This window comes from Caballeronia mineralivorans PML1(12) (assembly GCF_001028175.1).
Lineage (GTDB): Bacteria > Pseudomonadota > Gammaproteobacteria > Burkholderiales > Burkholderiaceae > Caballeronia > Caballeronia mineralivorans.
Window position 1 is genome coordinate 125,735 of record NZ_AEJF01000173.1, and the last position, 19,945, is coordinate 145,679.

16 protein-coding genes are annotated in these 19,945 nt (G+C 60.2%); 12 read left to right on the plus strand and 4 right to left on the minus strand.

Going from position 1 to position 19,945, the window contains the following annotated elements:
• Window positions 1-65: 65 nt before the first annotated feature.
• The 3 genes from EOS_RS29100 (at window position 66) to EOS_RS29110 (ending at window position 4,582) form a co-directional block, all read left to right on the plus strand.
• Window positions 66-2,501, plus strand: a complete 2,436-nt coding sequence (locus EOS_RS29100) for a 3-hydroxyacyl-CoA dehydrogenase/enoyl-CoA hydratase family protein (RefSeq protein WP_047895649.1) — start codon at window positions 66-68, stop codon at window positions 2,499-2,501.
• Window positions 2,502-2,529: 28 nt separating this feature from the next.
• Window positions 2,530-3,729 (plus strand): acetyl-CoA C-acyltransferase, encoded by a 1,200-nt coding sequence (locus EOS_RS29105; protein WP_047895650.1) that lies wholly within the window; start codon window positions 2,530-2,532, stop codon window positions 3,727-3,729.
• 88 nt (window positions 3,730-3,817) lie between these two features.
• Window positions 3,818-4,582 (plus strand): enoyl-CoA hydratase, encoded by a 765-nt coding sequence (locus EOS_RS29110; protein ID WP_047895651.1) that lies wholly within the window; start codon window positions 3,818-3,820, stop codon window positions 4,580-4,582.
• Window positions 4,583-4,649: 67 nt separating this feature from the next.
• Here the strand turns inward: EOS_RS29110 and fdhD are convergent, their stop codons facing one another.
• On the minus strand, window positions 4,650-5,501 hold the full coding sequence (gene fdhD / locus EOS_RS29115) for a formate dehydrogenase accessory sulfurtransferase FdhD (protein WP_047895652.1): 852 nt from the start codon (window positions 5,499-5,501) through the stop codon (window positions 4,650-4,652).
• A 194-nt stretch (window positions 5,502-5,695) separates the two neighbouring features.
• On the opposite strand from fdhD, the gene EOS_RS29120 reads away from it, so the two are divergent.
• Both EOS_RS29120 and EOS_RS29125 read left to right on the plus strand, forming a co-directional pair.
• Complete coding sequence (locus tag EOS_RS29120) at window positions 5,696-6,172, plus strand: nitrate reductase associated protein (RefSeq protein WP_047895653.1); 477 nt, start codon at window positions 5,696-5,698, stop codon at window positions 6,170-6,172.
• A 412-nt stretch (window positions 6,173-6,584) separates the two neighbouring features.
• A complete protein-coding gene (locus EOS_RS29125; protein WP_082163555.1) occupies window positions 6,585-9,785 on the plus strand; it encodes a sensor domain-containing protein in 3,201 nt (1,066 codons plus the stop codon).
• On the opposite strand, the gene EOS_RS29130 is transcribed toward EOS_RS29125, so the two are convergent.
• Window positions 9,731-10,126: an acyl-CoA thioesterase gene (locus tag EOS_RS29130; RefSeq protein ID WP_047895654.1), complete on the minus strand. Its 396-nt coding sequence runs from the start codon at window positions 10,124-10,126 to the stop codon at window positions 9,731-9,733. The genes EOS_RS29125 and EOS_RS29130 overlap by 55 nt on opposite strands.
• A 319-nt stretch (window positions 10,127-10,445) precedes the next feature.
• On the opposite strand from EOS_RS29130, the gene EOS_RS29135 reads away from it, so the two are divergent.
• The 7 genes from EOS_RS29135 to EOS_RS29165 all read left to right on the plus strand — a co-directional run bounded on the left by EOS_RS29135 (window position 10,446) and on the right by EOS_RS29165 (window position 18,481).
• Window positions 10,446-12,356 (plus strand): ABCB family ABC transporter ATP-binding protein/permease, encoded by a 1,911-nt coding sequence (locus tag EOS_RS29135; protein ID WP_047895655.1) that lies wholly within the window; start codon window positions 10,446-10,448, stop codon window positions 12,354-12,356.
• Between the two features lie 348 nt (window positions 12,357-12,704).
• Window positions 12,705-13,673: a LysR family transcriptional regulator gene (locus EOS_RS29140; protein WP_047895656.1), complete on the plus strand. Its 969-nt coding sequence runs from the start codon at window positions 12,705-12,707 to the stop codon at window positions 13,671-13,673.
• Between the two features lie 109 nt (window positions 13,674-13,782).
• On the plus strand, window positions 13,783-15,096 hold the full coding sequence (locus EOS_RS29145; protein ID WP_047895699.1) for a Glu/Leu/Phe/Val family dehydrogenase: 1,314 nt from the start codon (window positions 13,783-13,785) through the stop codon (window positions 15,094-15,096).
• Window positions 15,097-15,378: 282 nt separating this feature from the next.
• Window positions 15,379-16,272: a glutamate/aspartate ABC transporter substrate-binding protein gene (locus EOS_RS29150; protein ID WP_047895657.1), complete on the plus strand. Its 894-nt coding sequence runs from the start codon at window positions 15,379-15,381 to the stop codon at window positions 16,270-16,272.
• Window positions 16,273-16,341: 69 nt separating this feature from the next.
• Window positions 16,342-17,082, plus strand: coding sequence for an amino acid ABC transporter permease (locus EOS_RS29155; protein ID WP_047895658.1), 741 nt, complete (start codon window positions 16,342-16,344; stop codon window positions 17,080-17,082).
• Window positions 17,082-17,759 (plus strand): glutamate/aspartate ABC transporter permease GltK, encoded by a 678-nt coding sequence (gene gltK / locus EOS_RS29160; RefSeq protein WP_047895659.1) that lies wholly within the window; start codon window positions 17,082-17,084, stop codon window positions 17,757-17,759. Before EOS_RS29155 ends, gltK begins: the two co-directional genes overlap by 1 nt.
• Entirely contained in the window at window positions 17,756-18,481 is a 726-nt protein-coding gene (locus tag EOS_RS29165; RefSeq protein WP_047895660.1) for an amino acid ABC transporter ATP-binding protein, read from the plus strand. The genes gltK and EOS_RS29165 overlap by 4 nt, the downstream gene beginning before the upstream one ends.
• 125 nt (window positions 18,482-18,606) lie before the next feature.
• Here EOS_RS29165 and EOS_RS29170 read toward each other — a convergent pair whose 3' ends face one another.
• The gene (locus tag EOS_RS29170; RefSeq protein WP_047895661.1) at window positions 18,607-18,960 is read right to left on the minus strand and encodes a YegP family protein; all 354 of its coding nucleotides are present in this window, start codon (window positions 18,958-18,960) and stop codon (window positions 18,607-18,609) included.
• A gap of 62 nt (window positions 18,961-19,022) precedes the next feature.
• Window positions 19,023-19,925, minus strand: a complete 903-nt coding sequence (locus EOS_RS29175) for a class II glutamine amidotransferase (RefSeq protein ID WP_075645411.1) — start codon at window positions 19,923-19,925, stop codon at window positions 19,023-19,025.
• Between the last annotated feature and the right edge of the window lie 20 nt (window positions 19,926-19,945).

Sequence of the window (19,945 nt, forward strand, 5' to 3'; positions counted from 1 at the left end):
CGCGTTTAGGTGGTTCAAAAAACGCGGCGCATCGTCTTACCGAATACCTCTCCCGGAGACACAACGTGAGCAATCTGAACATACGCAAGGTGGCTGTGCTCGGCGCCGGCGTGATGGGCGCGCAGATCGCTGCGCACCTGATCAACGCCCAGGTGCCGGTCCTGCTGTTCGACCTGCCGGCCAAGGAAGGTCCGAAGAACGGCATCGCGTTGAAAGCGATCGAGAATTTGAAGAAGCTGTCGCCCGCGCCATTCGGCGTGAAAGACGATGCGCAATACATTCAACCGGCGAATTACGACGACGACATCGAGAAGTTGAAGGACTGCGATCTCGTGATCGAAGCAATCGCCGAGCGCATGGACTGGAAGCACGACCTGTACAAGAAGGTGTCGCCGTATATCGGTGCGAAGGCGATTTTCGCGACCAATACGTCGGGGTTGTCGATCACGGAGTTGTCGAAGGGTTTCTCCGATGAACTCAAGGCGCGTTTCTGCGGCGTGCACTTTTTCAATCCGCCGCGCTACATGCACTTGGTCGAACTGATTCCCACCGATACCACCCAGCCGCAGATCCTCGATCAGCTCGAAACGTTCCTGACTAGCGTGGTGGGCAAGGGCGTCGTGCGCGCGAAGGACACGCCAAATTTCATCGCGAATCGCGTGGGTATTTTCTCGATTCTCGCGGTGATCGCGGAAGCGGAGAAGTTCGGACTGCGTTTCGATGAAGTCGATGACCTCACCGGCGCGCGTCTTGGCCGCGCTAAATCGGCGACATTCCGCACGGCGGACGTGGTCGGCCTCGACACGATGGCGCACGTCATCAAGACGATGCAGGACAACCTGCCCGACGATCCCTTCTTCCCGCTGTATGAAACGCCGGCGGTTCTTGCCGGCCTGGTGAAGAACGGCGCGCTGGGACAGAAGTCGGGCGCGGGGTTCTATAAGAAAGAAGGCAAAGCGATCAAGGTGCTGGATCCGAAGACGGGAACCTACGTTGATGGCGGCAGCAAGGCGGACGAACTCGTCGGCCGGATCTTGAAGCGCCCGCCGGCTGAACGCCTGAAGCTGCTGCGCGAATCGGAGCACCCACAAGCGCAGTTCCTCTGGTCCATCTTCCGCGATGTGTTCCATTACATCGGCGTGCATCTGGAATCCGTTGCAGACAATGCACGCGATATCGATCTCGCGATCCGCTGGGGTTTCGGCTGGAACGAAGGTCCGTTCGAAGGCTGGCAATCGGCTGGCTGGGTGCAAGTGGCGAAATGGGTGCAGGAAGATATCGATGCAGGCAAGGCGTTGTCGAAAGCGCCGTTGCCTTCATGGGTCTTCGACGCTCCGGTCGCGGAAAAGGGCGGTGTGCATACGGCTGAAGGATCGTGGTCGCCTGCATCGAAGAGTTTTGTGCCGCGCTCATCGCTCGATGTTTATAAGAAGCAGGTCTTCCGCGCGCCGCTGGCCGGCGAAACGGGCGTCGATCCGAAGACCTACGGCAAGACGCTGTTCGAAACCGACGCCGTGCGTGCATGGGTCGATGATCGCGCGGGCGAGGACGATGTCGTCATCGTGTCGTTCAAAAGCAAGATGAACGCGATCGGACCGTCGGTGCTCGATGGCTTGACGCAAGCGATCGAACTGGCCGAAGCCGATTACAAGGGCGTCGTGATCTGGCAAACGTCTGCACTGAAACTCGGTAATCCGGGAGGTGCGTTCTCGGCCGGCGCGAACCTGGAAGAGTCGATGCCCGCGTTCATGATGGGCGGCGCGAAGGGTATGGAGCCGTTCGTGAAGAAGTTCCAGCAAACCATGTTGCGCGTGAAGTACGCGAGCGTGCCGGTGGTTGCCGCTGTGTCGGGGATTGCGCTCGGCGGCGGGTGCGAACTCGCGTTGCATTCGGCCAAGCGTGTTGCGCATATCGAGAGCTACCTGGGCCTGGTGGAAGTCGGTATCGGTCTCGTGCCGGCGGGCGGCGGTCTGAAGGAAGCAGCGTTGCGTGCGGCGACGGCTGCAAGCGCCGTGAACGCAACCAGCGATCTGCTCAAGTTCCTCCAGAAATCGTTTGAGAACGCCGCGATGGCGAAGGTCTCCGCCTCCGCGTTGGAAGCACGCACGATGGGTTATCTCAAGCCATCGGACACGATCGTTTTCAACGTGCACGAATTGCTCGATATCGCGAAGAAGGAAGCACGTGCTTTGAGCGCTGCCGGTTATCGCGCGCCGTTGCGTGCCACGCAAATCCCAGTGGCAGGACGCTCAGCGATCTCGACTATCAAGGCGTCGCTGGTGAACATGCGCGATGGCCGTTTCATCAGCGATCACGATTTCCTGATCGCGAGCCGCATCGCGGAAGTGGTGTGCGGCGGCGACGTTGAAGCGGGCAGTCTCGTCGATGAAGAATGGCTGCTGGCGCTCGAACGTCGTGTGTTCATCGAGTTGCTCGGCACCGCCAAGACGCAGGAACGGATCATGGGCATGTTGCAGACCGGCAAGCCGGTTCGTAACTAACGCGCGCGGACATTAGGGGAGCTGCAAAATGAGCAAACAAGTGCAGGACGCATATATTGTCGCCGCGAGCCGGACGCCTATCGGCAAGGCGCCGCGTGGCATCTTCAAGAATACGCGCCCGGACGAGCTGTTGGTCCACGCGATTCGTTCGGCGGTGGCGCAAGTGCCGGGGCTGGATACGAAGCTGATTGAAGACGCGATCATCGGTTGCGCGATTCCCGAAGGCGAGCAAGGGCTGAACGTGGCGCGTATCGGCGCGTTGCTGGCCGGCTTGCCGAACTCGGTGGGCGGCGTGACGGTGAACCGGTTCTGCGCATCGGGCGTGACGGCGTTGGCGATGGCCGCCGACCGGATTCGCGTTGGTGAATCGGATGTGATGATTGCGGGCGGCTGCGAGTCGATGAGCATGGTGCCCATGATGGGTAACAAGCCGTCGCTGTCGCCGCATATCTTCGATCGTGACGAGAATATCGGGATTGCTTACGGCATGGGCTTGACGGCCGAACGCGTGGCCGAGCGCTGGAAGATCAGCCGCGAAGCGCAGGATGCGTTCTCGGTGGAATCGCATCGGCGTGCGTTGGAAGCACAACGCACCGGCGAGTTTAACGATGAAATCGCGGCGTTCACGCTGAACGAACGTTTCCCGGATCTGGCTACGGGCGAGATTCGCGTCAACGCACGCGAGATCAAGAACGACGAAGGTCCGCGCCAGGACACCACCATGGAAGGGCTCGCCAAGCTGCGTCCTGTCTTCGCCGCAAAGGGTTCGGTCACGGCGGGCAATAGCTCGCAGACGTCGGACGGCGCGGGTGCATTGATCGTGGTCTCCGAGAAGATCCTCAAGCAATTCAACCTGACGCCGCTCGCGCGTTTCGTGAGCTTCGCGGTGCGCGGCGTGCCGCCGGAAATCATGGGCATCGGTCCGAAGGAAGCGATTCCCGCAGCGTTGAAAGCAGCCGGTCTGACGCAGGACGATATCGACTGGATCGAACTCAACGAAGCGTTTGCGGCGCAATCGCTCGCGGTGATTCAGGACCTGGGGTTGGATCCGTCGAAGATCAATCCGCTCGGCGGCGCGATTGCGTTGGGCCATCCGCTCGGCGCAACGGGCGCTATCCGGGCCGCGACCGTGGTTCACGGCTTGCGCCGGCGCAACCTGAAGTACGGCATGGTGACCATGTGCGTGGGAACGGGCATGGGTGCGGCGGGCATTATCGAACGGATGTAAGCGGTAAAACCCGGCGTATCGCTAAACGTAGAACGACGGTTCGCGCGCCATCCGGTTCGCGAACCGTTTCTTCATTCAGGAGACGAAAATGGACATCATCACCGAACACGTTGACGGCGTGCTGAGCATCACGATGAACCGTCCGGCCCGCAAGAACGCGCTGACGGCCGCGATGTACCAAACCATGGCCGACGCTTTCTTCGATGCCGAAAATGATCCCGCCGTGCGCGTGGTGCTGATTCGCGCGGTCGGCGATACGTTCAGCGCAGGCAACGATATCGAAGACTTCATGAAGACACCGCCCGCGAATCAGGACGCGCCCGTGTTCCAGTTCCTGCGCCGCATCAGTTCCGCGCAGAAGCCTGTTGTGGCGGCGGTGGCGGGCGGGGCTGTAGGTATCGGTACGACGATGCTGCTGCATTGCGACCTGGTCTACGCGGCGTCGACGGCGAAGTTTGCGCTGCCCTTTGTGCAACTCGGGTTGTGTCCGGAGGCGGCGTCGAGCTTGCTGCTGCCGCGCATTGCCGGTTATCAGCGGGCGGCGGAGAAGCTGCTGCTGGGCGAAGCGTTCGATGCCGCCGAAGCCGCGAACATGGGGATTGTGAACCGGGTTTTATCGGCGCAAGAAGTGGGTGATTTCGCGTTCGCTCAGGCGAAAAAACTCGCGGCGTTGCCGCCGGCATCGCTTAAGGCCACCAAGGCTTTGATGAAGGGTGGTCAGGCGGGAGAAGTCAGCGCGCAGATGGACGCGGAAGCTGCGCACTTCGCGCGCATGCTGACTGCGCCCGAAGCGAAGGAAGCGTTCACGGCGTTCTTTGAGAAGCGGAAGCCGGACTTCAGCCGGTTTAACTGACAATCGGCTTCGCCGCAAACTTGCTTGGAACCGATGCCGCAAGCCGGTGCTTACGCCCGCTTGCGGGTCAGCTTTCAGCGTTGTCCACGCGGCCGTACTCCACAAATCCGTTCTCGCGCGCAAAACTAACCAGCCTCAGCCCCGCTTTTTCCGCGATGGAAATAGCCAGCGACGTCGGCGCCGAAATCGTCACCAGCATCGGCACGCCGACCCGCGCCGACTTGCGCACGAGCTCATAACTGGCCCGGCTTGAAAGGAATACGAAACCTTGCGTGGTATCGACGCGTTGCAGCACCAGATGGCCGATCAGCTTGTCGAGCGCGTTATGGCGACCCACGTCCTCGAACGCGTATTTCACCGCACCGCTTTCGTCGCACCAGGCGGCCGCGTGCAACCCGCCGGTCAGCTTCGACAACTGCTGATGCGCGGGCAATTCATGCGCGGCGTGCGCGATGGCGTTATCGGCTAGACGGCTCAGGAAGCCGGTATCGGGCACGCGTTCCGGCTGCAGATCCAGCAATTCGATACTTTCAATCCCGCACACCCCGCAGCCCGTGCGCCCGGCCAGCGCGCGGCGTTTGTCTTTCAACGCGACGAACGCCTGCTGCACGACCTGAACGTGCACCTCGGCGTGCGGCAATGTGCCGCCGGGGGTATCGTTATCGTAGAAAAATACCTCGATGTCGTGGATGTCACTGCCGCGCTCCACAATGCCTTCGGTCAGCGAAAATCCCACTGCGAAGGCTTCCAGGTCACGCGGCGTGCACATCATTACCGCGTGCGAGATGCCGTTGTACACGAGCGCGACGGGCCATTCCTGGCCGACGTCGTCGGCGGCGTCGCGTATTTCGCCGAGCCGGTGCCGCCGTACGGGGCGTTCTATGTAGCCGGGTTGATCGTCGATGTCTGTGTCATTCATGGCGTGGCTCACTTGCTGATAGCTTTCGATGTCGCGTTTTAGCCGCTTCCCATAAGCATTTACGAGATAAATTCGGGCATAACGCTTGCTGCTTTATGGAGCAGCGAACACACTACAAGCCGTTCAAGGCCCTACGATAACCTACCGCGGCCTCACTCGCTTTCCTTGTCCATCAAGCCAACGAGGCACCTGCCATGGCACTTTACGACGCTCCGCGCCTGTTCGGATTCGAACTGGAGTCGACTGAGAATCTGAGTTTCATTCCGCTCGTCGTGCGCTTTAACCTAGACCGCTTCGGCCAGCGCATTTCGCTCGATCAGTGGCGAAGACTGCCGCACGGCGACCGCGAGTTGCTCGCACGCTTTCCTGTTGAAGATGACGCCGCGATCGAACCCAATTTTGACCGGGCGCTCGCCGAGATGTTGCGAACTCACACCGACGCGGTGCCGGAGACATTTGCGCCCGACAGCGACCCGATATGGGCGCACACCGACGTCGTGCCCGAAACCGTGATTCGCCAGAGCAGTTTGTGCGGGATCGGCTTGCCGAGTCTTGGCCGGTGGTCGGAACTTTCGCCGTTCCAGCGCTATGCGCTGGCCAAGTTATCGCGAAAGAGCGAGGTGAATCACGACTTCGTTCCGGCGATGCGGGAGTTTGGCCTAGCCGATTAGAATTCCGCTCGCACGTGGACGGGCGGCCGAGGGACGCTGGGCGCCGGCAGAACCCTGCCTGCGTAAAGCCCAGGTGCGAGCAGTAGCCACTGCCGACGGCGACTAATGAAACTAACCCGTAAAGCGGACCGCTGCGCCTCACCAGTAACCCGCGATCGATGCCAGCCGGTCGCTGGCAGACGTAGCCTGTAAGACCGAAAGCAAATCCGCCCCGCCGCAGCTCCCGACCGACCTCTTTTTGTCGCCCCTTGCCTCCGTTGCGAGCAAGAAACCCTGCCAACAGGCACTTTTTAAGCGCCTACCCTAAATATCCCCCACCCCCTGCCGATAACTAGAGATCGATGCTCGGAAATCGATGCGAAGACTCGCGCCCAGTCTTCCCAGCCCCGCATGCCGGACGGCGATCGACACCATGAATTCATTCTTTTCCCGCCGCCTGCTGGTCAATCTCGCCGTCGTCCTGGTGGCCATGGGCGCGAACGCGTTCATCGCCTATGAGCAAATCGACCTCCAAAGCGATGCCGACGCCCGCACGCGCCGCTCACTCAGCCTGATGCGCGACCTCGATGCGTACCGCAGCGCTCTCGGCGAAATTCTCCCCGAAATCAGTTGGTACGAGGCAAGCGGCGTACTCAAGCCGGCCGACGTTCGCGAGGCGCGTGCAGCGCATATCAACGCGCTGGAAAGCGGCCTGCGCGCCCAGTTCGCTTACGAACCAGGCATGGAAGGCGCGTTCTACCTGCTCGGCGAAAGCGCGCGTATCGCGAAACGCGACGCTCAAGCGGCGTTCGAACGCGCGGCCGTGGACACGCCCGGCGCCGCCCGCGATTGGACCCGGCAAGCGGTGCGCCGGCTCGCCGAGGACCTGCTATCGCTCGATGTCGAACTGGCGGTGTTGCGCGCGCGAGAAGCCGATTCGCTCGCGGCGACGCTCAACGAATCCGCGCGGGCGTCCAGCCGCGCCGTGTTCCTGCTGATCCTCACCATGCTCGCCGGTGGCGGTGCGCTGATCTACACCTTCGCGAGCCACGAGAAGTCGGCGCGCGACAAGTTGCGCATTGCCCGGGCCATGCAGCGCAGCAACGAGCGTTTCCGCGATCTGTTCGACGCGCATCCCGTGCCCATGTGGATCGTCGATGCCGCGACGTATCGCTTTGTCGCAGTGAATCCGGCGGCGCTCGCGCATTACGGCTACAACGAGCTCGAATTCCTGTCGATGACCGTGCGCGACCTGCACGCCGACGACGATTTCGATCGCCTCGCCGCGCTGCTCGCGCGCTACACCAGCGATCAGCCGCGCCAGACGGGCCAGACAAGCGCGCAGCGGCGCGCGGGCGTATGGCGGCACAAGCGCCGCGACGGCGAGCAGGTCAGCGCCGACATCTCGTCTCACGCGCTGACCTATTCGGGATACCCGGGTATTTTCATGCTGGCGAACGACGTCACTGACCGCATCAATGCCGAGATCGAAGCACGGCGTTCGAAGCAGATGCTGGAATTGCTTATCGACAATATTCCGCAGCGGATCTTCTGGAAGGATCGCGAGTCGCGTTATCTGGGCTGCAATTCCGCCTTTGCCCGCGACGCCGGTCTCGCCAGCAAGGAACAAGTGGTCGGCATGACCGACGACGCGCTGCCCTGGGCGCATTCGGCCGCGGAGCTTCGTGACGGCGATTGCCAGGTCATCGCGACCGGCCAGCCGTTGATGAACCAGGAGCGCGACATCCACCGCAACGGCGAAGTGCGCACCTCCATCACCAGCAAGCTGCCGCTGCTGGATGGGGCGGGGCGCATTATCGGCGTGCTGGGTTCGTACGACGACACGACCGAGCGCAAGCGCGCGGAACTCGCGCTGCGCCTGCAAAGCCGGGCGCTGGATGCCTGCGTGAACGCCGTGCTGATCACTGGCACGACCGCCACGGGCAACGTGATCGAGTATGCGAATCCTGCGTTCAAGCGCATCACGGGCTACGATCCGGCCGATATCGTGGGCCGCGATTGCCGTTTCCTGCAACGCGACGACCTCGATCAGGAAGGCCTCAAGGCAATCCGCGAGGGCTTGGCCGCGAACCGCGAAGTCAGCGCGGTGCTGCGCAATTATCGTAAGGATGGCGTGCTGTTCTGGAACCAGCTATTCATCGCGCCTGTGCCGGACGCGCACGGGCATACGACACATCACATTGGCGTGATCAACGATGTCACCGAGGTGATCCGCTATCAGGAGCAGCTCGAATATCAGGCGAACTACGACACGCTCACGCGCCTGCCGAACCGCAATCTGCTGCGCAACCGGCTGCAGCACGCTATCGATAGAGCACGCCAGCAGGACACCACGGTGGCCGTGGTTTTCGTCGATCTCGATGGCTTCAAGAACGTCAACGACAGCCTTGGCCATAGCGTTGGCGACCGTTTGCTCGCGGTGGTCGCCGAGCGGCTGGCGCGTTGCGGGCGCTCCGGCGATACGATCGGGCGCCACGGTGGCGACGAGTTCGTGGTCGTGCTCCCCGACATGACCGGCGAAAGCGCGCTGATCGCATGGATGGAACGTGTGCGGACCGCCATCTCGGACCCGGTGTGGCTCGACGGCACGGAGATGTACGTGGGCTGCAGCATGGGCGCGAGCCTGTTCCCACAAGACGGCGACGATGCCGAAACCGTGCTCAAGAAAGCTGATCTCGCGATGTATCGCGCGAAGGACATGGGCCGCAACACGTACCAGTTCTACCAGCCGGAGATGAACGCCAGCGTGGGGGCGCGGATGGACGTCGAGCGGCGGTTGCGGCGTGCATTACGCGACGGCGAATTCCTGCTGCACTACCAGCCGCAAGTGGATCTGACGACGGGCGAGATCGTCGGCATGGAAGCGCTCGTGCGCTGGATGGACCCGGAGTTCGGGCTGGTCTTGCCGACTGCGTTTATTCCGGTGGCCGAAGAATGCGGGCTGATCGGGCCGCTGTCCGAATGGGTGCTGCGCGAAGCGTGCCGGCAAAACAAGGCGTGGCAGGATCAAGGGCTGCCGGCAGCGCGGATGTCGGTGAATTTGTCGGCGCGGCAGTTCCAGCAACGCGATATCCGCGTACTTGTTACGTCCGTGCTCGAAGAAACTGGCCTCGCGCCGCAGTACCTGGAAATCGAACTCACCGAAAGCGCGATCATGCGCAACGGCGAAGAGGCCGTTACCACCTTGTCGGAACTGGCGGCGCTGGGGATCAGTATTGCCATCGACGACTTCGGGACCGGGTATTCGAGCCTCAGTTATCTGAAGCGCTTTCCGGTTCACCGCTTGAAGATCGATCGCTCGTTTGTCGCGGATATCGGTTCGTCGGGAGGCAATGAAACGATTACTTCAGCGATCATCGCGCTCGCTCATTCGCTCGAGTTGCGGGTGATTGCGGAGGGCGTGGAGACGGCAGCACAACTGGATTTCCTGGTCGCCCGCGCCTGCGACGAGATGCAGGGCTTTTTCTTCTCGCAGCCGCTGCCAGGCGGCGATATTCCCGCGCTGTTGCTGAACAGCGGGACCAGCCGGTGGCTCGGCCCGCGTGAGAGTCAGTCCGATCAGTCCAGCGCGGGCAGTGCGCGCGGACGGCGGTCGCTGTCGGTCGCGACGTAGGTCAGCGTAGCTTCCGTTACCTTCACCACGTTTTCCGCGAGGCTCATGCGCTGCGCGTAGACCTCGACCGATACCGTCACCGACGTATTGCCCGTCTTCACGATATCCGTATAAAAGCTCAGCAGATCGCCGACAAACACCGGCTGCTTGAACACGAACGAATTCACGGAGATGGTCGCCACGCGCCCGTTCGCGCGCCGGCTTGCCGGAATCGATCCGGCGATATCCACTTGCGCCATGATCCATCCGCCGAAGACATCGCCGTGGACGTTGGCATCGGACGGTTGCGGCACCACGCGCAGCGCGACCGGTTTGTTCGGGAGTTGCAGGGATTGGCTCACGAGCGGATTTCCATGAAAGAGTGACAAAGACGGGATGCCGGCGGGCCAGCGCGCCGCGGCACCTTCTGCGACAATGCAACATTAAACGATGTTGCTTGGCGCTCCGAACGAGCTCGAACGATTTACAGCCACGATTCACAGCCGTCCAGCGTGCTTTTTACCGCGTTTGGCTGAGGCTCCGGCTGAGTGTCGCCCGCGCCGGGAAACATTGAATTGTACGGGAAAGCCCGCATTTTGAGATGGGTGCCCCGTCCCGCGATACCTCGCTTGTCCGACGCCGTTTCTCTATGCGGCGAGGACCTCTGCAGACCTTGAATCCATGCGCCGCAATTCTCCTTCCGAACCGGTTCCCGCCGCCAAAGGGCCGCGTAACGACTGGCAGACCATTCTCTCGCTGCTGCCGTACCTGACCACATACAAATGGCGCGTTGCGTTTGCGCTGACGTGCCTTATCGGTGCAAAAGTTGCGAATCTGGGTGTGCCGATCGTGATGAAAAAGGTCATCGACAGCCTGAGTTCCATCCAGCATCTGACCGCGCTCGGACGCGCGCAGGACTCCGCTGCGATCATCTTAGTGAGTGGCGTGGGCTTGCTCGTGGTGGCGTATGCGGTCGTGCGCTTGTCCACTTCGCTCTTTACCGAATTGCGCGAAATGCTGTTCGCGAAGGTCACCGAAAGCGCCGTGCGGCAACTCGCGCTCAAAGTGTTCCGGCATCTGCATTCGCTCTCGTTGCGGTTTCATCTGGAGCGGCAGACCGGCGGCATGTCGCGGGATATTGAACGAGGCACACGCGGCATTCAGCAACTCGTTTCGTATTCGCTCTACAGCATCCTGCCGACGCTCGTGGAAGTCGGCCTCGTGCTCGGGTTTTTCGTCGCGAAATACGAAGCGTATTACGCGATCGTCACGTTGATTGCGCTGGTGACGTACATCGTGTTCACGATCAAGCTCACCGAATGGCGCACGCACTTCCGGCGCACGATGAACGAGCTGGATTCGAAGGCCAATTCGCGTGCCATCGATTCTTTGTTGAACTACGAAACCGTCAAGTATTTCGGCAACGAGGAGTGGGAAGCGCAACGTTACGACGAGAACCTCAAGCGCTACAGGACGGCGGCGATTCGCTCGCAACGGTCGTTGTCGGTGCTTAACTTCGGGCAGCAATTCATTATTGGCACGGGATTGGTTTTTATCCTCTGGCGTGCGACGCAAGGCGTTGTTGCGGGGCATCTGACGCTCGGCGATCTCGTGCTGATCAACACGTTCATGCTGCAGTTGTATATCCCGCTGAATTTCCTGGGCGTGGTGTATCGCGAGCTTAAGCAAAGTCTCACCGATATGGACCGCATGTTCACCTTGCTCGGCGCCGGGCGTGAAGTGCCCGATGTGCCGAATGCGCCGCCGCTTGTCGTCAAGGGCGCGGAAGTGCGCTTCGAGAACGTGAGCTTTTCCTACGACCGCGCGCGGGCGATTTTGCATGGCATCGATTTCACGATTCCTGCCGGGACTACGACGGCGGTGGTCGGCCATAGCGGTTCGGGCAAGTCGACGCTCGGGCGTCTGCTCTTTCGTTTCTACGATCTCGACCGCGAGCAAGGCGGGCGGATTTTGCTGGACGGCCAGGATATCCGCGACGTCGCGCAGGATTCATTGCGCGCGGCGATCGGCATCGTGCCGCAGGACACGGTGCTCTTCAACGATTCGATCTACTACAACATCGCGTATGGCCTGCCATCGGCTTCACGCGACGAAGTGATCGCGGCGGCGCGTGCGGCGCATATCCACGAGTTCATCGAAAGTTTGCCGGCGGGGTACGAGACGCCTGTGGGTGAGCGCGGGTTGAAGTTGTCGGGCGGGGAGAAACAGCGCGTGGCGATTGCGCGGACATTGTTGAAGAACCCGCCCCTCCTGATCTTCGATGAAGCCACGTCCGCACTCGATTCGAAATCCGAACGGGCGATTCAGCATGAGCTGGATCTGATCGCGCGGGAGCGGACGACGCTGATCATTGCGCATCGGCTATCGACGGTGGTTCATGCGCAGCAGATTATCGTGATGGATCACGGAAGGATTGTGGAGCGGGGGACGCATGCGGAACTGGTGCGCGCCGGCGGATTGTTCTCGCAGATGTGGGCGCTGCAGCAGCAGAAAGCGCAGGAGCCGGAAGAGGGTGGGAGTGATGCGGGTGGGAGTGATGCGGTGGAAGTGGGGGAGTCGGCGCGGGCTTGAAACGCTGTGGCAGCCGGAAGGCGACGGCGGAAGCGTCCCGGATATGACCTGAAACTCGCAACAAAAAAGCGTCGATGCCGGCTGGCATCGACGCTTTTTTTACGGTGTAGCCGATACCCGCAGACCCAACAGCGATGCGCCTTGGCGCTGTACGAAGGCGCGCGGGAGCCGACGTTTCGCTCACTTGAACCCGATACCGCGCGCACTGCTATCGCTGCGACGCAGCACCGCGCGTGTGCGGGTCGCGTGAGAATGGTGCGAGGTAGTTCACGGATCCAGCCATCGCCAACGGAACGGTAAAATGCCGGAGCGTTCAGGGCGCATCCCCAATCAGGCCGAAGGAGCCGCATGGAACTGAAATGGCTCGAAGATTTCGTCTCGCTCGCAGAGACGCGCAGTTTCAGCCGTTCGGCTGAACTGCGGCACATCACGCAACCGGCTTTCTCGCGCCGTATCCAGGCGCTCGAAGCGTGGCTCGGTACGGATCTCATCGATCGCTCCGTCTACCCGACACGCCTCACTCAAGCCGGTCAGGTGTTCTACGAACAGGCGCTCGCGATGCTCTCCCAGTTTCACGAAGCACGCACGCTATTGCGAGGTCAGACCGGCGTGCCTGATGCAACCATCGACTTTGCGGTTCCTCACACGCTTTCGCTGACTTATTTTCCGCGATGGCTGCAACACATCGAAGCCCGGCTTGGGCGCATCAACACGCGCTTGCGTGCGCTGAATGTTCACGACGCCGTGTTGTCGCTGGTGGAAGGAGGCTGCGATCTGGTGATGGGTTATCACCATCCGAGTCATCCGGTCGCGCTCGATCCCGCGCGCTACGACATGCTCATGCTCGGGACCGAACCTATCAGCCCGTTCTCGTCGGTGAACAAGGGAGGCCGCGCGCGCTACACCTTGCCCGGCGCCGCCGATGCCCCCGTGCCCTATCTCTCGTACACGCCGAACGCTTACCTGGGCCGCATGACGGAGGTGATCATCGGGACATCGCCGGCGCGCCTTTATCTCGACAAGGTCTACGAAACCGACATGGCCGAAGGTCTCAAGGCGATGGCGCTGGCCGGTCATGGCGTGGCGTTCCTGCCGCACAGCGCAGTCGCCAAGGAAGTCGATGAAGGCAGCCTGATCCGGCTAGACCGGGGAACCCGCGGAACGCCTGCCGGTCAGTTCACGCTGACGATGGAAATTCGCTTGTACCGCGACAAGATGGCGTCGAAAGGTGACGATCCTCGTCAGGCCTTGATGCGTAATCTTTGGGAAGCAGTTGGCGAGGAGCTCTCACGACCCGTGGAAACCCAGTCCACATAAGCGTTCCAGGCGTTATGCATGAAAGACATAACGCAATGATGAAACGGCATTGGATTTCAATATCCGAATTTTCGACAATGAAGTCATTCCACACAACGCTGGGGCTTCGATGTCATCGCCGCAACAAGACCATTCGGTTTCCGCTGTTCAGCACGCCATTCCCTCCTATCTCGATTCCACCCACCTCGGCCCTTGGGGCAACTATCTTCAGCAGGTCGATCGCGTAGCGCCCTATCTCGGCTCGCTGTCGCGATGGGTCGAAACCCTCAAGCGCCCGAAGCGCATCCTGATTGTCGATTGCCCTATCGAACTCGATAACGGCACGGTCACGCACTTCGAAGGCTATCGGGTCCAGCACAACATGTCTCGTGGTCCGGGCAAGGGCGGCGTGCGGTATCACCAGGATGTGACGTTGTCGGAAGTGATGGCGCTGTCGGCGTGGATGTCGGTGAAAAACGCGGCCGTGAACGTGCCGTACGGCGGCGCGAAGGGAGGTATTCGCGTTGATCCGCGCACCTTGTCACGTGGCGAACTTGAGCGCCTGACGCGTCGATACACCAGCGAAATCGGCATCATCATCGGACCGAACCAGGACATCCCCGCGCCCGACGTCAACACGAATGAGCAGATCATGGCGTGGATGATGGACACGTACTCCATGAACCAGGGCCAGACGGCAACCGGCGTGGTCACCGGCAAGCCGATCTCGCTTGGGGGTTCGCTCGGCCGCAAGGAAGCGACCGGTCGCGGCGTGTTTGTGGTGGGTTCGGAAGCGGCGCGCCGGATTGGCTTCAATATTGAAGGCGCGCGCATCGCCGTGCAGGGTTTTGGTAACGTTGGCGGAATCGCGGCGCGGCTGTTCCAGGAAGCCGGCGCAAAAGTGGTGGCGGTGCAGGATCACACTGGCTCGCTGTACAAATCATCGGGTATTGATGCCGTCGCATTGCTCGAGCACGTCGCCAAACATGGTGGCGTAGGCGGCTTCGAAGGCGCGGACCCGGTCAGCAAGGACGAGTTCTGGACCATCGAAAGCGACATCCTGATTCCCGCTGCACTGGAAGGCCAGATCACGGAAGAAAACGCACCGAAGATCAAGACGAAGATCGTTGTGGAAGGCGCGAACGGCCCGACCACCACGGCGGCCGACGACATTCTCCACGACAAGGGTATTCTCGTGATCCCCGACGTGGTCGCGAATGCGGGCGGTGTCACGGTTTCATACTTCGAATGGGTGCAAGATTTCTCCAGCTTCTTCTGGACCGAAGACGAGATCAACCAGCGACTCGAGCGCGTCATGCGCGAAGCGTTCGCGGCCGTGTGGCAAGTAGCGAGCGAGCATGCGGTGTCCGTGCGCACGGCGGCGTTCATCGTCGCGTGTACGCGGATTCTGCAAGCGCGCGAAATGCGCGGCTTGTACCCGTGATTTCAGGAACAAGCAACGTTTGCGAGCGTAGGCCAGAATGAGGCGGCGCTAAAGCAAAAAGCATCAAGACGCCCGGCGGCGTCCTTCGGGACGACGACGGGCGTTTCGCGTGACAAGTACAAGAAAATTAGGGCGGAACCACGGCAGTTGAAGGCGCTCGAAAGCCCGCTCAGTCAGACATTGCAGCGGGTGTCTCAAAAATAAGCAACTGTGGACAACATTCATTCTTTCAGTTTTATTACCCTGCTAAAATTGCGCCGTTTTCGCCAAGGAGATCAAACTATGAAGTTTAAAAAAGCCGCGCTACTGCTCGCCGCACTGGGTATATTCGCCTCGGGTGCGCAAGCGCAAAACAACGATACGTTAAAGAAGATCAAGGATTCCGGGAACATCTACCTGGGTTTCCGCGAGTCGTCGATACCGTTCTCGTACTACGACGACAAGCAACAGGTCATTGGTTATTCGTATGAGTTTGCTTTGAAGGTGGTCGACGCCGTCAAGGAAAAGCTCAACATGCCGAACCTGAAGGTTCAGCAGAAGTCGGTTACGTCGCAAAACCGTTTGCTGCTCGTGACGGGTAATCAAATCGACCTCGAGTGCGGTTCGACCACGAACAACCTCGAACGTCAGCAACAAGTCGCGTTCTCCAACACCATCTTCGTGATCAGCACGCGCTTGATGACCAAGAAGGATTCGGGGATCAAGGACTTCGCCGACCTGAAAGGCAAGACCGTGGTGACGACCGCGGGCACCACGTCCGAGCGCCTGCTTCGCAAGATGAACCAGGACAAGAGCATGGGCATGAACATCATCAGCGCGAAGGATCACGGCGACTCGTTTTTGACGTTGTCGACGGGACGCGCCGTTGCGTTCATGATGGACGACGCGTTGCTCGCCGGCGAACGTGCGAAGTCGAGCAACCCGGGCGATTTCGTGATTGTCGGTACGCCGCAATCGCGTGAAGCTTATGGTTGCATGCTGCGCAAGAACGATCCGGAGTTCAAGAAGGTAGTCGACGACGCGATCGCCAAGGTAGAAACCTCGGGTGAAGGCGACAAGATCTACAAGAAGTGGTTTGAAAGTCCGATTCCGCCGAAGGGTCTTAACCTGAACTTCCCGGAAAGCGACGACATGAAGGCGCTTTTCAAGAACCCGAACGACAAGGCAATCGATTAATCCCGATGCTTCTGGATTGATGGAAACGGAAGGAGCGCTGCTTCTTCCGTTTTCTTTTGGAGGGAGTCCATGTCCTACCACTGGAATTGGGGCGTTTTCCTAAGCCCCGTATCGACCGGCGAGCCCACAACCTATCTCGGCTGGCTCATTTCCGGTTTCTGGGTGACCGTTACCGTGTCGCTCGCGTCATGGGTCCTGGCGCTCGTGGTCGGCTCGTTGTTCGGCATTCTTCGCACCGTGCCGAACCGCAAGCTGGCTGCCATCGGCACGGTTTATGTCGCCATCTTTCGTAATATTCCGCTGCTTGTGCAGTTCTTTATCTGGTACCTCGTGATACCGGAATTGCTGCCGCCTTCCATTGGTAACTGGTTCAAGCAGTTGCCGCCGAACGCGCAGTTCTATTCCTCATCCATCATCTGCCTCGGGTTATTCACCGGAGCACGCGTGTGCGAGCAAGTGCGCTCGGGCATTGCGGCCTTGCCGCGCGGACAACGCGCCGCCGGTCTCGCCATGGGTTTCACCGAATGGCAGACGTATCGATACATCTTGATGCCGGTCGCGTATCGCATCATCGTGCCGCCGCTGACGTCGGAATTCTTGAACGTGTTCAAGAACTCGGCGGTGGCGTCGACCATCGGTTTGCTCGAACTGTCGGCGCAGGCGCGGCAACTTGTGGATTACACCGCGCAGTCGTATGAGTCGTTCATTGCCGTGACGCTTGCCTACATGCTGATCAACCTGATCGTCATGCAACTGATGAAAGTGGTCGAAGCCAAGACTCGGCTGCCCGGCTACATTGGAGGCAAGTGATGCATCATTTCAACTGGAGCAGCGTGGTGAGCTCACTGCCCACGCTGTGGACCGGCGCCATCATCACCTTCAAGATCACGCTGCTCGCGCTCGTGTTCGGGATTTTGTGGGGCACCGTGCTCGCGCTGCTGCGCCTCTCGGGCGTCAAGCCGCTCGAATGGTTCGCGAAGGGATACGTCACGCTGTTTCGCTCGATCCCGCTTGTCATGGTGCTGCTGTGGTTCTTTTTGATCGTGCCGCAGTTCCTGCAGAATGTGCTGGGGTTATCGGCGGAAGTCGATATCCGTTTAGCGTCTGCCATGGTCGCGTTCTCGCTGTTTGAAGCTGCGTATTATTCGGAAATCATCCGCGCGGGCATTCAGGCGGTGTCGCGCGGACAGGTCAACGCGGCGTTCGCGCTTGGCATGACCTACATGCAGGCGATGAAGCTGATCATCCTGCCGCAGGCGTTTCGCGCGATGGTGCCGTTGCTGCTCACGCAGGCTATTGTTTTGTTCCAGGATACGTCGCTGGTGTATGTGATCAGCCTCGCGGACTTTTTCCGCACGGCCACGAATGTGGGCGATCGCGACGGTACGACCGTCGAAATGGTGTTGTTCGCCGGCGCCTGTTATTTCGTGGTGTGCCTGGTTGCATCCGGTCTCGTCAAAAGTCTTCAGAAAAAGGTCGCCCGATGATCTCACTCAAGAATGTTTCGAAATGGTATGGCCAGTTTCAAGTGCTGACCGATTGCACGACGGAAGTCAAAAAGGGCGAAGTGGTGGTGGTGTGTGGCCCGTCCGGTTCGGGCAAGTCGACGCTGATCAAAACCGTGAACGGACTCGAGCCGTTCCAGAAGGGCGAGATCACGATCAACGGTCAGTCGATCGGCGACAAGAAAACCAATCTGTCGAAGCTGCGCTCGAAGGTCGGCATGGTGTTCCAGCACTTCGAGCTGTTTCCGCATTTGACTATCGTGCAGAACCTGACGCTTGCTCAGATCAAGGTGCTCGGGCGCTCGAAGGACGAAGCCACCGCAAAGGGGTTGAAGCTGCTGGAGCGCGTAGGACTGAGCGCTCACGCCGATAAATTCCCCGGCCAGCTTTCCGGCGGGCAGCAGCAGCGGGTGGCGATTGCGCGGGCGTTATCGATGGACCCGATCGCCATGCTCTTCGACGAACCCACGTCCGCGCTCGATCCGGAAATGATCAACGAAGTGCTCGACGTGATGGTCGAACTGGCGCAGGAAGGCATGACCATGATGTGCGTCACGCACGAAATGGGCTTTGCGAAGAAGGTCGCGCACCGCGTGATCTTCATGGATCGCGGGTTGATCGTGGAAGACGACAAGAAGGAAGCGTTTTTCGAGAATCCGAAGTCGGATCGCGCGAAGGATTTTCTCGCGAAGATTCTGCACTGATGGGGGTGGCGGGCTGTTTCGGCTAGCGCCGGACAGCTACGTAGCCATCGCGCGTTGATCTAAAGAAGCGCGCGGCGTAAAAAAGGGCCGTCCAGCACATGCTGGACGGCCCTTTTCTTCTAACGCTAGTGGCTGGTTGACGCTGCCTTGGTGTTGTCTTGCGTCACGGCATCCGGAGCGTTTTTCTTCAGAGATTCAATCCCGGCATCGCGCGCCGCCGCGCTGCTGTATGCCTCGCTTACGCCTATAACCTCGTGATTGCCCGCCTTCAAATTGAAATAGGGTGCGCCGCTTTTGTCCGTCTTACGCTCATAGCGTTCGTCGATCAGCGCATTCGCCTTGACCGATGCAATGCCGTGTTCCGCCGATGCCCGCGTCACATACGTCTCGCTCTTGAGGATCGGTTCGCCGTTGGCTGCCCGCAGGTTGAAATAGAACTGGCCGTTGCGGGCTCGGTCGATGACGAACTTTCCTGACATGGCATGTGCTCCCTGGGTAGTGGAACGAGCGTGAGTTCAGGTGATCCTCAAAAATCGCGAAACTACTCGATGCCGAGTTCGGTCTCCACATCAGCGGTCGTCTCGATAGTCTCGACGCGCAGCACCGATTCAACGCAAACCTTGCACAGTGGTTCGCGCGCTTTCTCCGCGACATCGGCCGGTACCGGAACATTGACCGTCTTGAGCAATGCGCCATGCTGGAACAACGCGAGGTCGCCGGGTTCGAAGCGCGTCCAGATTTCGTCGTCGGTGAGCGGCGAGGTCGCGATCACCGCGACGCGATCTTCCGGCGTAGTGTATTTCGCGAAATCGATCGACATGTCTGCATCGATCAAATGCGCCGTGGAGAACGGCCAACTGCGCACAAGATAATACAGATGCGTGGAGCAATGCGAAAACAGCGCCTGGCCATTCGACATCAGGAAATTGAATACGCCGAATTGCGTGATTTCGCGCGTCAGCTTTTCCAGCGTCGCGAAAAGTTCGTCGAGCGGCGGCTGGCAGCCGGGGAATTCGCGCCGCAGACCCTGCAGCAATGTGCAGAACGCCAACTCGCTATCGGTCGTGCCGACCGGCTGATACTGCCCGTTCAGACAGGGTTTGAAATCTTTCAGATCGCCGTTGTGCGCGAAAATCCAATGCCTGCCCCACAATTCGCGCATGAACGGATGGCAGTTCTCAAGCAGGATGTGACCTTGCGTGGCCTTGCGAATATGCGCGATCGTATTTTTCGACTTGATCGGATAACGCTTCACCATTTCGGCGAGCGGAGAACTGGCCGACGACTGGTGATCGATGAAAAGGCGGCACGCCTTGTCTTCGAAGAACGCTATGCCCCAGCCGTCCGCGTGATGGTCGGTGACGCCGCCACGCGCCGCAAAACCGGTGAACGAGAAAGTCACGTCCGTGGGTTCCGCGCAGTTCATTCCGAGAAGTTGGCACATTGCTGGGGCTGCAGACTGGG